Source organism: Kumtagia sp. (assembly GCF_059502445.1).
This window is the reverse complement of sequence record NZ_JCACER010000044.1, coordinates 1-12,466: the sequence shown is the minus strand read 5'-3', so window position 1 is coordinate 12,466 and position 12,466 is coordinate 1. Positions and strand designations below refer to the sequence as shown.

Here is a 12,466-nt window from a genome sequence, read left to right as displayed (position 1 = left end):
GAACCGCCGCGACATGCGCGATCGAGCCCGTCATGCGGCCGCCACGCAATAGGCGATCAAACTTGCGCTGGCAAGGAACAAGGGCGCGTCTGCCTCATTTCCGAACGACAGGACGGAGCGAAGAAAATGGCGAACACCATTACCCTTACCGACCACGATGCGATCCGCGATTGGGCCGCGGCGCGTGCCGGCTCTCCGGCGCTCATCGATACCTCCACGGAGGGCGGGATGCAGCCCATGCTGGCCATCGTGTTCGACCAGGCGGCCTATCAGGACCAGGACCGGCCGGAACGGCCGGAGAACGCCGGCGGCCGCGAACTCGTCGAGTGGGAGGAGTGGCTCAGGCTGTTCGACGAGCGATCCTTGGCGCTTGTCGTGGCCGAAGACACGCCGGGCCTTCGCGAGAGCTTTTACGAGCTCGTCCGCCAATAGGTCCAAACGCGCCGTCCGGGCGCTTTGCGGCCCGCGGCGCAATCCCGGCTGTGTCCGACGTGTCGGGCACGCACACTGGCTCAAAGGATTTCGCCCGTGAAGAAGCTGCTCGCCGCCGTTGTCGCCCTTGTCGTCATTGCGGTCGTGGCCGCCGGCGGCATCGTCTATCTCTCGCGGGAGGAGGCGACCGTTCCGATCGAGCAAGGCTATGGGCCTGACCCGACCTTGCCGGAACCCAACCCCACCTGGATCCCGACGGTCCATGTCGCCGAGGCCGAGCCGTGGCCGCAAGGGGTGGTGCCGACCGCGGCGGACGGCTTGACCGTCAACGAGTTTGCCGGGGGGCTCGATCATCCCCGCTGGCTGCATGTGCTGCCGAACGGCGACGTACTGGTGGCGGAAAGCAACGCGCCGCCGAAGCCGGACGAGGGCTTCAGCATCCGCGGCTTCTTCATCGATTTTTTCCAGAGCCAGGCCGGCGCAGAAGTGCCGAGCGCCAACCGCATATCGCTGCTGCGCGACGGTGACGGCGACGGCATCGCCGAGACGAAGACGGTGTTCCTGTCGGGCCTGAACTCGCCCTTCGGCATGGCCCTGGTGGGCGGCACGCTCTACGTCGCCAATGCCGACGCGATCGTCGCCTTCCCCTATCAGGAGGGTGCGACCGAGATCACCGCGCCGGCCGAGAAGATCGTCGACCTGCCGGCCGGGCGCAATCACCACTGGACCAAGGACGTGATCGCCAGCCGCGACGTCACCAAGCTCTACGTCACCGTCGGCTCGAACTCGAATGTCGGCGAGAACGGCATGGACGAGGAGGAGGGCCGCGCCGCCGTGCATGAGGTCGACCTCGCCAGCCGGCAGATGCGGCTGTTCGCGTCAGGGCTGCGCAATCCGAACGGCCTGTCGTGGAATCCCGACAGCGGTGCGCTCTGGGTCGCCGTGAACGAGCGCGACGAGATCGGCAGCGACCTCGTGCCGGACTACATGACGTCGGTGAAGGATGGCGGCTTCTACGGCTGGCCCTACAGCTATTTCGGGCAGCATGTCGACGAGCGGGTCGAGCCGCCGAGGCCGGATCTGGTGGCCGAGGCGATCAAGCCGGACTACGCGCTCGGTCCCCATACGGCGTCGCTGGGACTCACCTTCAACACCGGCGACCGGTTCGGGCCGCGGTTCAGGAACGGGGCGTTCGTCGGCCAGCACGGCTCATGGAACCGCAAGCCGCGCAGCGGCTACAAGGTGATCTTCGTGCCGTTCAGCAACGGCAGCCCGTCCGGACCGCCGCAGGACATCCTGACGGGTTTCCTCGGCGAGGACGACGTCGCCCACGGCCGGCCGGTGGGCGTTGCGATCGACCGAAGCGGCGCCTTGCTGGTCGCCGACGACGTCGGCAACAGGATCTGGCGCGTCGTGCCGGCACAATGACGAAGCAGCATGAACAGCGCGAACGCTTCGCGCCGGCAGGCTCCTCGCTTTGCTACGCGGCGGCCCCTTCCGGCCGCAGATGCACCACATAAAGCTTGCGGGTGGTGGCATGAATCGTCCACTCGCCGCGCCAGCCGATAGGCAGCACCAGCAGCTCGCCCGGGCCGACGTCGCGCTCGGCCCCATTCGGCCCATGCAAGGTCACGCGGCCCGAGACGATGTGGCATATCTCCGAATTGTCGTCGCGGCTGGCGCTGAAGCGGCCGGGCGAGCATTCCCATACGCCGACTTCCACCAGGCCGTCGTCGGAGGTCCACAGCACCTTGCTCGCCTCCATCTGGCCGCCTTCGATGGACGTCGGTTTCGGCTGCGGCGGGCCGAGGTCGATTGTCGCGAGATGCGCGAAGGTCTTGAAGTCGATCATGTCGGGAACGGTCCTTTGGGCGGGCGTCAGTGGCCGGTCAGCCGGTCGGCGAGGGCGGCGAGCCGCGACGTGCGCGGCAGGCCCTTCGCCTCGCGCTCGTCGGCGATGCGGTAGAGCTGGTACATGGAATGCACGCCGAGCCAGCGCAGCGGCTCCGGCTCCCATTTGCGTACTTGCCGGTTGACCCAAGGCAGGCGGGTGAGTTCGGTGTCGCGGCCGAGCAGCAGGTCGCGCAAGGTGCGGCCCGACAGGTTGGAGCTCGACACGCCGAGACCGACATAGCCGCCGGCCCAGCCGATGCCCGTGCTCCGGTTGAAGCCGCAGGTGGTGCACCAGTCGCGCGGCACGCCGAGCACGCCGCACCAGGCATGGTCGAGGCGCAGGCCCTTGGTCTGCGGTAGCAGCGTGGTCAGGATGGTGTGCAGCTTGTCGATGGTCGCCTGCTGGGTGCGGCCGCGAACGTCGGTCTTCGAGCCGAAGCGGTAGGGCACGCCGCGGCCGCCCATGGCGATGCGGCCTTCGCGGGTGCGCTGGGCGTAGCAATAGGCGTGGGCGGCGTCGCCCAGGACCTCGTAGCCGTCCCAGCCGATCTCCTTCCACAGGCTGTCCGGCAGCGGCTCCGTCACGACGATGGCGCTGTTGAGCGGCAGCCACAGCCGCTCGTGGCAGGCTATGCCGGCGGTGAAACCCTCGGTGGCGCGGACGATCTTTTCGGCGCGCACGATACCGCGGTTCGTCGTGACCTTGCCCTTCTCGATGGCGAGAACCGTGGTCTGCTCGTAGATCGGCACGCCGAGCCGCGCCACCGCGGCGGCCAGCCCCTGCACCAGCTTGGCCGGCTGCACGCGGGCGACCTTCTTGATGACGAAGGCGCCGAGCACGTTCTTGACCGCGATCCGCCGGCTGGCTTCGGCCGCGTCGATATAGCCGATGCGGTCCTCGGTCTGCTCCCACGACCTGGCATGCTCGTACATTGCCTTGGCGCGCTGCAACTGCGCCTCGTTGGTCGCGACCAGGAGCTCGTCGGTGCGGCGGATGTCGGCGTCGATGCCCTCCGCCTCGGCGATCGAGATCACCTCGTCGACCGTGCCCTGCATGGCGCGCTGCATGTCGACCACGGCGCGGCGCGACGAGGTTTTCTCGTATTTCTCGCGCGACCAGCTGAAGCCACCCGACAGCCAGCCGCCGTTGCGGCCCGACGCGCCGAAGCCGGCGAACTCCTTCTCGACGATGACGATGCGCAGCGAGGGATCGGCCTTCTTCAGGTAATAGGCCGTCCACAACCCGGTATAGCCGGCGCCGACGATGCAGATGTCCGCCTCGACGTCGCCGGGCAGCGGCGGCCGGCAGGCGGGAGGCCCGCCGATGTCGGCGTACCAGAACGACACGTTGCCGTTGACCTTGGCGTCCATGCGATCGATTCCAATGAGAGGGCGTCAGGTGAGGACGAGATCGGCCGTGGCGTCGTCGGCCAGCAGCTTTGCGTCGCCGCCGGAAAACAGCAGGTCGACCTCGTCGCCGATGGCGAAGGATTCCGTATCGAGGCCCGAGCGCACGATCGCCTTGGATCCGTCGGCCAGCGCCACCTCGTATTTCGACCCGGAGCCGAGATAGATCGCCTCGCCGACCCGGCCGGACAGGCGGTTGCGGCCGGCTCCGCTCCCCGCGCCGGGGCGGGCAAGCGACAGCTTCTCGGGCCTCAGCAGCATGACCGGCGTGCCGCCATTGGCAAGGCGTCCGGCGGTCGCGACCTTCTGGCCGCCGATGTCGAGCGCCGTCTCGCCGCCGGACGTTTCGGCCGGCCCGCGCAGAATGGTCGAATCGCCGACGAACTTGCCGACGAACAGCGTCGCCGGCTCGTCATAGAGCTCGCGGCCGGTGCCGATCTGCTCGATGCGGCCCTGGTTGAACACGGCGATGCGGTCCGACAGCACCAGTGCCTCCTCCTGGTCGTGCGTGACGTAGACGAAGGTGGTGCCGAGCTCGCGGTGGATGCGCTTGATCTCGAGCTGCAGCCATTCGCGCAGCTTCTTGTCGAGCGCTCCGAGCGGCTCGTCCATCAGCAGCAGCGGCGGATCGAACACGGTGGCGCGCGCCAGCGCCACGCGCTGCTGCTGGCCGCCGGACAGCTCGCTCGGATAGCGGTGGCCGAAATCCACCATCTTGACCATGTCGAGCGCCTTGTTGACGCGCCGCTCGCGCTCTGCTCCGGAAATGCCGCGCAGGCCGAGCGGATATCCGACGTTGCGGGCGACGGTCATATGCGGGAACAGCGCGTAGTGCTGGAACACCACGCCGATGTTGCGCTTGTGGGCGGGCACGCCGACGACGCTGCGGCCGCCCACCTCCAGCGCGCCGGAGCTCACCTCGGTGAAGCCGGCGATGACGTTGAGCGTCGTCGTCTTGCCGGAGCCGCTCGGCCCCAGCAGCGTCATGAACTCGCCGGGCTGGATATGCAGCGAGATATCGTCGAGGGCGGCGAAGTTGCCGTAGCGCTTGCTGACGGCGCGGATGTCTATGGCAGCGCCGCGTGTGCCCGATGGTGCCATGTCAGCGCCTCCCCTGGCGTGAACCGATGATCAGCCCGGCGCCGATCACCAGCGAGGTGACGAGGAACAGGATGGTTCCGACGGCCGCGACGGTCGGGTCGGCGTCACGGGTGATGCTGGAATAGATCTGCACGGGAAGCGTCTTCAGATAGGGGCTGGTGATGAACAGCGCGACGATGATCTCGTCGAAGGACGTCACGAAGGCGAACAGCAGGCCGGACAGCATGCCCGGCGCGATCAGCGGCAGCGTGACCGTGCGGAACGCCGTCAGCCGGCTGGCGCCGAGGCTGGTGGCGGCGACCTCCAGCCTTCTGTCGAACACCTCCAGGCTGGCCGACACCGCGATGATGACGAAGGGGATGGCGAGCATGGTGTGCGCCAGCACGAAGCCGGTCATGGTGCCGACCAGGCGGGTGTCGAGATAGACCGTATAGATGCCGACCGCCAGCACGACGCCGGGCACCACCATCGGGGTGATCAGCAGCGCCCGCAGCACGCCGCTGGCCCGGCTCTTCATGCGGTCGAGCCCGAAGGCTGCGAGCGTGCCGAGCACGGTGGCGATCACCGCCGTGACGGTGGCGACCTTGAGCGAGCTGAAGAAGCTCGAGGACCAGTCGGGATTGGTGAAGAAGTTGTGGTACCACTGCCAGGAGAAGCCGTCCGGCGGGAAGGCCAGCGACTTCTTCTCGTTGAACGACATCGGCACCACCACGAAGGTCGGCGCCACCAGCCAGACGGCGACCAGCAGGCAGAACAGGCCGAGAAGGATGCGGGAAGGCAGCTTCACCGGCGCTCCCCCTGGCGGTGCGGCTGGCGCATCAGCGGCGCCGCGATGGCCAGCAGCACGAAGGTGGCGATGAGCAGCACCACGCCCATGGCGCCGCCGCGGCCCCAGTTGAGCAGGCTGAGCACCTGGTTCTGGATCAGCGTCGACAGCATGGTCGAGCGCGGCCCGCCGAGCAGCGCCGGGGTGATGTAGAAGCCGAGCGCCAGGATGAAGACGATGATGGCGCCGGCATAGACGCCGGGCAGCGACAGCGGCAGGTAGACCTGGAGGAAGGCGCGCGCCGGGCTGGCGCCGAGGCTGCGCGCTGCCTGCACCAGCCGGAGATCGATGGTTTTCATCACCGAATAGAGCGGCAGGATCATGAAGGGCAGCAGCACCTGCGCCATGCCGATGACCACGCCGGTCTGGGTGCGGATCAGCCGGACCGAGCCGAGGCCTAGCCCGCGCAGGACGGAGTTGATGACGCCGGAATCCTGCAGCAGGATCACCCAGGCCAGCGTGCGCACCACGCCCGAGACCCAGAACGGCACCAGCACGCACAGGATGAGCGCCAGCCGCAGCTTCGGCCCGACCGCCGTCATCACATAGGCATAGGGGTAGCCGCAGACGAGGCAGACCACCGCCACCCAGGCCGAGATGACGAAGGTGCGCTGCAGCACGATGAGGTTCACCGGCGTGCCGAAGAACCAGAAGTAGTTCTGCAGGCCCCATTGCGGCTCGGCGAAGCTGCGCATCACGATCATGGCGAGCGGCAGGCCGAGCACGGCGACCAGCAGCAGCAGCGCCGGCACGACCAGCCAGAACGGCCCGCCGGACAGGCGCCGGCGCGGCTCGCCCGCGGCGGCCGGCGCCGAAGCTGTCCGGCCGCCGGTCGCGGCTATGTCGCTGCCCGTCATGGGTTCCGGCGTCCGCGCGGCCTCAGTTGCCGGCCATCAGGCCGGCCCACTTCTCGTTGGCCGCGTCGAAATTGGCGACCCAGAACTTCATGTTCTGCTGGAAGCCGAGCTTCAGCTTGTCCGGCGTGTTGGTCATGAACGACGCGGTGACCTCGTCGACCTCGGGCTTGGCGTCCTTGTGGATCGGCGTGTAGGACGTATCCTTGGCCAGCACCTCCTGCGCGCTCTTGCCGACATAGGCGTTGATCAGCGCATGCGCGGCGTCCGGATCCTTGACGCCGACGGGGATGGTCATCTGGTCCATCACCACCAGCCAGTCCTTCCACACCGGCGTGTAGGCCGCGCCGTTCTTCACCGCGGTCATGGCGCGGCCGGTCCACATCACGATCATGTCGGCCTCGCCGGATTCGGCGAGCTGCTGCGATTCCGCGCCCGTCTTCCAGTAGATGGTGTCGGGGCCGAGCGTGCGCATCTTCTCGATGCCCTTGTCGATGTCGGCCGGCGTCAGGTTGTCGATCGGCTGGCCGGCCGCCAGCAGCGCCTGCTCGAGCAAGCCGCCGGAAAAATCGCCGCTGCCGTCGACGGCGCGGATGCCGGGGAACTTCTCGGTGTCGAAGAAGTCCTTCCAGTCCTTGGGCGGGTTATCCTTGTAGGTGTCGTTCTTGTACATCAGCACGACGCCGTAGTTCATGGCCGGCACGCTGCACTCGCTGACCTGGCCCTCGGGGATGTTGGAGATGTCGATCTTGGAGAAGTCGAGCTTCTGGAACAGCGTGCCGCAATAGACGTAGGGCGGGAAATCGGCGGTGTCGACGACGTCCCAGGTGACGTTGCCGCTTTCGACCTGTGCCTGCACCTTGGAGATCTCGGTCGGCCCGTCGTTGAGCAGCGTGACGCCCGACTTGTCGACGAATTCCTTGAGCGCCGCCACCTGGCCGTCCTGGTAGATGCCGCCATAGGAGGCGAAGGTCAGCGTCTTGCCCTTGAGCGAGCCTTCCGCGACCTCGCCGGCCACCGGCTTCGACTGGGCAAGTGCAGCCGTCGTCGCCATCAGCAGGGCGAAGCCTGCCGCCTTTCCGACTGTCATTCTCATTGAAGTTCTCCCATTTATTTCGACTCGCGCTTGTGTGTCACCCGGATGCGAGCGGTTTCCGGGCCATGTATCGGTCGAGCTCAACCGGACCGCTGGTCGGCGGGGCGATGATCCACAGCACCTCCGCCGGCGTGTCGCCGACATTGGCGGTGCGGTGCGGCGTCGAGGTGGCGTATTCGACGCTGTCGCCCTCGCGCAGGACGAAGCGTTCCTCGCCCAGCGTCAGCTCGACGGTGCCCTTGAGCACCACGAACATCTCGTGCCGCCCGCCATGCGTGTAGGCCTCGGCGCCGGTCGAGCCGCCGACGTCGAAATGGCCGGCATAGACCTCGAACTCGTGGATCGGCCGGCGCGACAGCAGCATCTTGCGGCAGCCCTCGCTCACCGGCAGCGCCGGCCGCGCCTCGCGGCGCAGCACCTTGTGGCGCGGCGCGTCGCTGTCGTCGAACAGATCCTTGATGCCTAGGTCGAGCGCGGCGGCGATGCGGATCAGCGTGCTGCTGCTGGCGCCGCACAGATTGCGCTCCAGCTGACTGATGAAGCTCGCCGTCGTGCCGGTCATCTCGGCGAGCTGGCGCAGCGAGACGCGGCGGGCGGTGCGGAAGGCCTTGATGCGCGGCCCGACGCCGTTCGGCTTGTCGGCCTCCGGTGCCGCTTCGTCGACAACGGCATTGGCGGCATTCCTGCTCGGCATGGTTCCACCTCTCACTTAACACCCTATTAAGTGAACCGGTCGCGCGCAAGACGGAATCGACGCGCCGCGTCGTGAATCGCGGTTGCCGGGCCGTTGCCGGTATGTTTCGCTGCCGGAAAGCTCCCGGCGCCCGGCAGGACAATGCGGATCACGACGATCAAGGCCTACCGCCTTCTCCAGCCCTTCGTCGACGGGCCGTACAGGATGTCGAAGGGGCGCCAGGCCGATGCCTTCGACGCGGTGATCGTGGCGCTGACCGCCGATGACGGGCTGACCGGCTGGGGCGAGATGGCGCCGCTTGGCACCTTCTATTCCGCCGCCTTCGCCGCCGGCGCCGAGAAGGGCACCGCCGAGATCGCCCCGCACCTGCTCGGGGCCGATCCGCGGGCGCTTGCGCAGGTCGGCCGGCTGATGGACACGGTGTTCAAGGGCCATCCCTATGTGAAGTCGGCGCTCGACATGGCCTGCTGCGACCTTGCCGCGCGCGCCGCCGGCGTGCCGCTGGTCACCATGCTCGGCGGCCGCGAGAGCGACACCGCCGAGCTCTACAAGGTCGTCACCCACGGGCCGGCCGACGCCATGGCCAAGCTGGCGGCACGCATCGTCGGCGACGGCTTCAACCGCATCCAGGTGAAGGTCGGCGGCGATGTGCGCGGCGACATCGAGCGTGTCACGGCGGTCGCCGCCGCGGTGCCGAAGGAGACCGTGATCTTCTGCGACGCCAATGCCGGCTGGACGCCGTTCCAGGCAAGGCAGTTCGCCGACGCCACCCGCGCCATCGACTATGTGTTCGAGCAGCCCTGCGCGACGATCGATGAGTGCCTGTCGGTGCGCCGCTCGCTCGACAAGCCGATGGTGCTGGACGAATCCGTGGTTACCCTCGACGACCTGCTCGACATCCACCGCAAGGGCGCCGCCGACGGCCTGACGCTGAAGATCTCGCGCCTCGGCGGCGTGTCGAAGACCAGGCAGTTGCGCGACCTCGCCGTCGACCTCGGCTTCATGGTCACCGTCGAGGATACCGGCGGCGCCGAGATCGACACGGCGGCCATGGCGCACCTGTCGCTGTCGACGCCACAGGAGCGCCGGCTGCACGCCATCGCCTTCCACGAATGGGTGACGGCGCGGACGGCCGCCAACCACCCGCCGGTGATCGGCAGCCGCATGGGCATACCCGACGGGCCGGGCCTCGGCATCGACGTGCTGCCGGAACGGCTCGGCAAGCCGTTCCTGGAGATTTCGGGGAAGTGACTTTGAGCCCTGCAAGAGACAGGAGTGGTCGCGTAGGAGTTTACCCCCACCCCCTGACCCCTCCCCACAAGGGGGAGGGGAACCGGCCGGCATTTCCGTTGGCGCCAAAGTGGGGGTAGTAGGGTCTAGTTTCCCCTTGAGAGGAGTCGCCGGACGAGAGACTGTCTGGCGTATTCCGCCGACGGCCGGAAAGGCCTCAGGCCAGCCCTTCCGCCTTCAGCGTCGCCTGCACCGCGGGCCGCGCCGCGATGCGGGCATGGTAGGCCTCGAGCGCGGCCGGCAGCGGGATGTCTAGGCCGGGGGCCCAGCTCGCCATGACGAACAGGTAGGCGTCGGCGCCGCTGAAATCGTTGCCGAACAAATAGTCGCCCTTGAGCTGGCCGGCGAGGTAGTCGAAGCGTTCGCCGAGCACCTGCTTGTTGATCGCCTTCATCTCGTCGCCCGGCAGGAACATGTAGGCGAGGAAAGGCTTGTGCAGCTCCTCCGTCATGAAGCCGAGCGCCTCGATCATGCGGATGCGGCCGAGCGGCCCGGGCGGGATGAGGTGCGGCGCCTGCTCGGCAATCCAGGTGATGATGGCGACGTTCTCGGTCAGAACCTCGCCTTCGTCGAGGACGAGCGCCGGCACGTAACCCTTCGGGTTGACCCTGGTGAAGTCGTCGCCGGCCTCGGTCGTGCGGGTGGGAATGTCCACCTTGACCATCTCATAGCCGAGGCCGGCCTCGTTGAGGGCGATGTGGGGCGCCTGGCTGCAGGCGCCGGGGGCGAGATAGAGCTTCATTGCGCAAGATACTCCGCGAGGTTGTCGAGCGTCTCCTCCCAGCCGACGCGATGGCCGTCGCGCGAGGCGTAGGACAGGAAGAAGGCCTGGTGCAGGGTGAGCATGGTGCCGCCGTCGTCATCCTTCAGCGTGATGGTGACGACCGTTTCGTGCTCGGGCGTGCCCTTGTCGTCGAGCCAGCGGTGCGAGAACACGATCCTCTCCGGCGGCACGATCTCCTTGTAGGTGCCGGCGAGCCAGTGGTCGGTCCCGTCGGGATCGCGCATGCAGGTCTTGAACCATCCGCCCGGCCTTATGTCGCCTTCCGAGAAGGGCAGCGTAAAACCTTTCGGGCAGCACCAGCGGTTGAGCCGGTCGGGCTCGGTCCAGCATCGGAATACCAGCTCGCGCGCCGCGTCGAAGCGGCGGCGAATGGTGAGCTCCGGGCGGGTTTCGGCGCGGACGTTCATGAGTTTCCTCCCTGGTCGAGCGTGGCGAGAAGCTCCTCCAGCCGCTCGTAGCTCTGGCGGGCGCCCCATTCCATGCCGGAAGCCGCCATGCCGTCGCGTTCGGCGACGCTGTCGAAGCGCGACACCGCCGTCAACTGCGTGCCGCCTTCGACCTCCTCGAGTATCTGCGTGTTGACGATGCGCTTGTCCCGGTAAGGCCCTTCCATCGCGAAGGTGTTGACCAGCCGCTCCGGCGGGACGAATTCGAGATAGTCGCCGAAGAAGATGTAGCGGTTGCCCTGCGGATCGGACTGCTCGACCCGGTATTGTCCGCCGGCGCGCGGGTCGAACGCGGTGATGGTGTTCTTGTGGTCGCGCGGACCCCACCAGGCGGCGAGATGTTCGGGCCGCGTGAAGCAGCTCCACACCAGCGCGCGCGGGGCGGCGAAGCTGCGGCGCATCAGGATCACCGGACGGCCCTTCGGCAGGACGAGGATCAGCGCGCCGGGATCGTTCCTGGCCGCCGCGGCGGCGTGCAGCTCGAGCTTGTCGATCTGCTGGTTCAGGCCTTCCTCCATGCCCGCCAGGCTCTCGGCCGCGGCGGGGTCGGCGAAAATGACGTCGGCCTTGATCGCCACGCGGGTGCCTTCGCCTTCTTCCGCGAAGGTGACGGTAAACAGCGATTCGACCAGAAGCTTGCCGCCTTCGCGATACTCGGTCGTGAAGACCAGGCGCTCCGGCGGCGCGACCTCCACCACCTTGCCGTGGTTGGCGAAGACGAAGCCGCCCGGCGCGCGGAAGTCGATGCGCAGCCTGCCGCCGGGGCGGGCGTCGAAGACGGCGTCGGGGACGGTGAAGTCGTGCGGCGCCCACCAGCGCAGCAGGTGTCTCGGCTCCGTCCAGATGCGGAACATCAGGTCGCGCGGCGCGTCGAAGACGCGGCTGACCAGCACGCCGGGATGCGCGGCCTCAGCGATCCTTTGGGTCGCTTCCATGCTTCTCTCCTTTCTGCAGTTCCTTGAGATAGGCGTCGAGCCGGTCGAAGCTCTCGTCCCAGAACCGGCGGTAGTTTTCGAGCCAGCCGGCGAGGTCGCGCAGCGGCTCGGGACGGAATTTGCGCGGCCGGAACTGGGCGGTGCGGCCCTGCTCCACCAGGCCGGCGCGCTCCAGCACCTTGAGGTGCTTGGACACGGCCGGCAGGCTCATGTCGAACGGCTCGGCCAGCTCGTTGACAGTCGCCTCGCCGGTCGCCAGCCGCGCCAGGATCGCCCGCCGCGTCGGGTCGGCCAGCGCCTGCAGGGTCATGCTCAGCCGGTCGGCGCTCATTATTCAACTGGCGAGTTAATTAACATATCGGTTAAATAAATCGATCCGATGGAGTTGTCAAGCAGGCTCGGTCGCATCGTCTTGAGCAGGTTTTTGTTCTGCGCCGCCGGAGCAGAGGCTCCGCATCTCCTCGCATTCGGCTTGCTCGACAACTTTGGAACAGGGGACAGTTTACTTTCTTTCCGCAGAAAAGCGGCGGCGCTTCAAGGCTGGCGCGGGCGGAAAAAGTAAACTGTCCCTGGCACTTACCTCCTGGCTCGCCGCGAATTCGCGTCGGCAGAATCCGCTTTTCGCGGACCCTTTTATCCCCTCCCCTTCCGCCTGCCGCATACTTGCGCCCGAAAGCCGCTCCCTGCGGGAATCTGGTGCGCACCGGG

Annotated in this window: 14 protein-coding genes; 3 read left to right on the top strand and 11 right to left on the bottom strand. The window is 67.5% G+C overall.

What is annotated here, in order from left to right; all coding sequences use genetic code 11:
* The first annotated feature begins 126 nt into the window (after positions 1 to 126).
* Positions 127 to 432 (top strand): hypothetical protein, encoded by a 306-nt coding sequence (locus tag AC5JDC_RS15075; protein WP_106772861.1) that lies wholly within the window; start codon positions 127 to 129, stop codon positions 430 to 432.
* A gap of 144 nt (positions 433 to 576) precedes the next feature.
* A complete protein-coding gene (locus AC5JDC_RS15070) occupies positions 577 to 1,860 on the top strand; it encodes a PQQ-dependent sugar dehydrogenase (protein WP_495842397.1) in 1,284 nt (427 codons plus the stop codon).
* Between the two features lie 52 nt (positions 1,861 to 1,912).
* Here the strand turns inward: AC5JDC_RS15070 and AC5JDC_RS15065 are convergent, their stop codons facing one another.
* From AC5JDC_RS15065 to AC5JDC_RS15035, 7 genes are read right to left on the bottom strand one after another with little or no spacing between them, the layout of a single operon-like run.
* Positions 1,913 to 2,284, bottom strand: a complete 372-nt coding sequence (locus AC5JDC_RS15065) for a cupin domain-containing protein (protein WP_495842315.1) — start codon at positions 2,282 to 2,284, stop codon at positions 1,913 to 1,915.
* Between the two features lie 26 nt (positions 2,285 to 2,310).
* Positions 2,311 to 3,696, bottom strand: coding sequence for an NAD(P)/FAD-dependent oxidoreductase (locus AC5JDC_RS15060; protein WP_495842313.1), 1,386 nt, complete (start codon positions 3,694 to 3,696; stop codon positions 2,311 to 2,313).
* 24 nt (positions 3,697 to 3,720) lie between these two features.
* On the bottom strand, positions 3,721 to 4,833 hold the full coding sequence (locus tag AC5JDC_RS15055; protein ID WP_495842311.1) for an ABC transporter ATP-binding protein: 1,113 nt from the start codon (positions 4,831 to 4,833) through the stop codon (positions 3,721 to 3,723).
* 1 nt (position 4,834) lies between these two features.
* A complete protein-coding gene (locus AC5JDC_RS15050; RefSeq protein ID WP_495842308.1) occupies positions 4,835 to 5,620 on the bottom strand; it encodes an ABC transporter permease in 786 nt (261 codons plus the stop codon).
* The gene (locus AC5JDC_RS15045; protein WP_495842306.1) at positions 5,617 to 6,516 is read right to left on the bottom strand and encodes an ABC transporter permease; all 900 of its coding nucleotides are present in this window, start codon (positions 6,514 to 6,516) and stop codon (positions 5,617 to 5,619) included. The genes AC5JDC_RS15050 and AC5JDC_RS15045 overlap by 4 nt, the downstream gene beginning before the upstream one ends.
* A gap of 22 nt (positions 6,517 to 6,538) precedes the next feature.
* The gene (locus AC5JDC_RS15040) at positions 6,539 to 7,609 is read right to left on the bottom strand and encodes an extracellular solute-binding protein (protein WP_495842304.1); all 1,071 of its coding nucleotides are present in this window, start codon (positions 7,607 to 7,609) and stop codon (positions 6,539 to 6,541) included.
* 37 nt (positions 7,610 to 7,646) lie between these two features.
* On the bottom strand, positions 7,647 to 8,303 hold the full coding sequence (locus tag AC5JDC_RS15035) for a helix-turn-helix domain-containing protein (RefSeq protein ID WP_106772869.1): 657 nt from the start codon (positions 8,301 to 8,303) through the stop codon (positions 7,647 to 7,649).
* 141 nt (positions 8,304 to 8,444) lie between these two features.
* Here AC5JDC_RS15035 and AC5JDC_RS15030 point away from each other — a divergent pair, with 141 nt between their 5' ends.
* Positions 8,445 to 9,554, top strand: coding sequence for a mandelate racemase/muconate lactonizing enzyme family protein (locus tag AC5JDC_RS15030; RefSeq protein WP_495842302.1), 1,110 nt, complete (start codon positions 8,445 to 8,447; stop codon positions 9,552 to 9,554).
* Between the two features lie 196 nt (positions 9,555 to 9,750).
* Here AC5JDC_RS15030 and AC5JDC_RS15025 read toward each other — a convergent pair whose 3' ends face one another.
* Genes AC5JDC_RS15025 through AC5JDC_RS15010 form a run of 4 tightly spaced genes read right to left on the bottom strand, consistent with a single transcriptional unit; the run spans position 9,751 to position 12,089 of the window.
* Positions 9,751 to 10,335, bottom strand: a complete 585-nt coding sequence (locus AC5JDC_RS15025) for a glutathione S-transferase N-terminal domain-containing protein (protein WP_495842300.1) — start codon at positions 10,333 to 10,335, stop codon at positions 9,751 to 9,753.
* Positions 10,332 to 10,784, bottom strand: a complete 453-nt coding sequence (locus AC5JDC_RS15020; RefSeq protein WP_495842298.1) for an SRPBCC family protein — start codon at positions 10,782 to 10,784, stop codon at positions 10,332 to 10,334. The genes AC5JDC_RS15025 and AC5JDC_RS15020 overlap by 4 nt, the downstream gene beginning before the upstream one ends.
* Positions 10,781 to 11,758 carry an SRPBCC domain-containing protein gene (locus tag AC5JDC_RS15015; RefSeq protein WP_495842296.1) on the bottom strand — a complete coding sequence of 326 codons (978 nt, stop codon included), beginning with the start codon at positions 11,756 to 11,758 and terminating at the stop codon, positions 10,781 to 10,783. The genes AC5JDC_RS15020 and AC5JDC_RS15015 overlap by 4 nt, the downstream gene beginning before the upstream one ends.
* Positions 11,733 to 12,089, bottom strand: coding sequence for an ArsR/SmtB family transcription factor (locus tag AC5JDC_RS15010; protein WP_495842294.1), 357 nt, complete (start codon positions 12,087 to 12,089; stop codon positions 11,733 to 11,735). Before AC5JDC_RS15010 ends, AC5JDC_RS15015 begins: the two co-directional genes overlap by 26 nt.
* Between the last annotated feature and the right edge of the window lie 377 nt (positions 12,090 to 12,466).

Excerpts from the sequence above, each read along its gene's own strand:
- AC5JDC_RS15075 (WP_106772861.1), top strand. The coding sequence starts at position 127 with ATGGCGAACACCATTACCCTTACCGACCACGATGCGATCCGCGATTGG.
- AC5JDC_RS15065 (WP_495842315.1), bottom strand. The coding sequence starts at position 2,284 with ATGATCGACTTCAAGACCTTCGCGCATCTCGCGACAATCGACCTCGGC.
- AC5JDC_RS15060 (WP_495842313.1), bottom strand. The coding sequence starts at position 3,696 with ATGGACGCCAAGGTCAACGGCAACGTGTCGTTCTGGTACGCCGACATC.
- AC5JDC_RS15055 (WP_495842311.1), bottom strand. The coding sequence starts at position 4,833 with ATGGCACCATCGGGCACACGCGGCGCTGCCATAGACATCCGCGCCGTC.
- AC5JDC_RS15045 (WP_495842306.1), bottom strand. The coding sequence starts at position 6,516 with ATGACGGGCAGCGACATAGCCGCGACCGGCGGCCGGACAGCTTCGGCG.
- AC5JDC_RS15040 (WP_495842304.1), bottom strand. The coding sequence starts at position 7,609 with ATGAGAATGACAGTCGGAAAGGCGGCAGGCTTCGCCCTGCTGATGGCG.
- AC5JDC_RS15035 (WP_106772869.1), bottom strand. The coding sequence starts at position 8,303 with ATGCCGAGCAGGAATGCCGCCAATGCCGTTGTCGACGAAGCGGCACCG.
- AC5JDC_RS15030 (WP_495842302.1), top strand. The coding sequence starts at position 8,445 with ATGCGGATCACGACGATCAAGGCCTACCGCCTTCTCCAGCCCTTCGTC.
- AC5JDC_RS15025 (WP_495842300.1), bottom strand. The coding sequence starts at position 10,335 with ATGAAGCTCTATCTCGCCCCCGGCGCCTGCAGCCAGGCGCCCCACATC.
- AC5JDC_RS15020 (WP_495842298.1), bottom strand. The coding sequence starts at position 10,784 with ATGAACGTCCGCGCCGAAACCCGCCCGGAGCTCACCATTCGCCGCCGC.
- AC5JDC_RS15015 (WP_495842296.1), bottom strand. The coding sequence starts at position 11,758 with ATGGAAGCGACCCAAAGGATCGCTGAGGCCGCGCATCCCGGCGTGCTG.
- AC5JDC_RS15010 (WP_495842294.1), bottom strand. The coding sequence starts at position 12,089 with ATGAGCGCCGACCGGCTGAGCATGACCCTGCAGGCGCTGGCCGACCCG.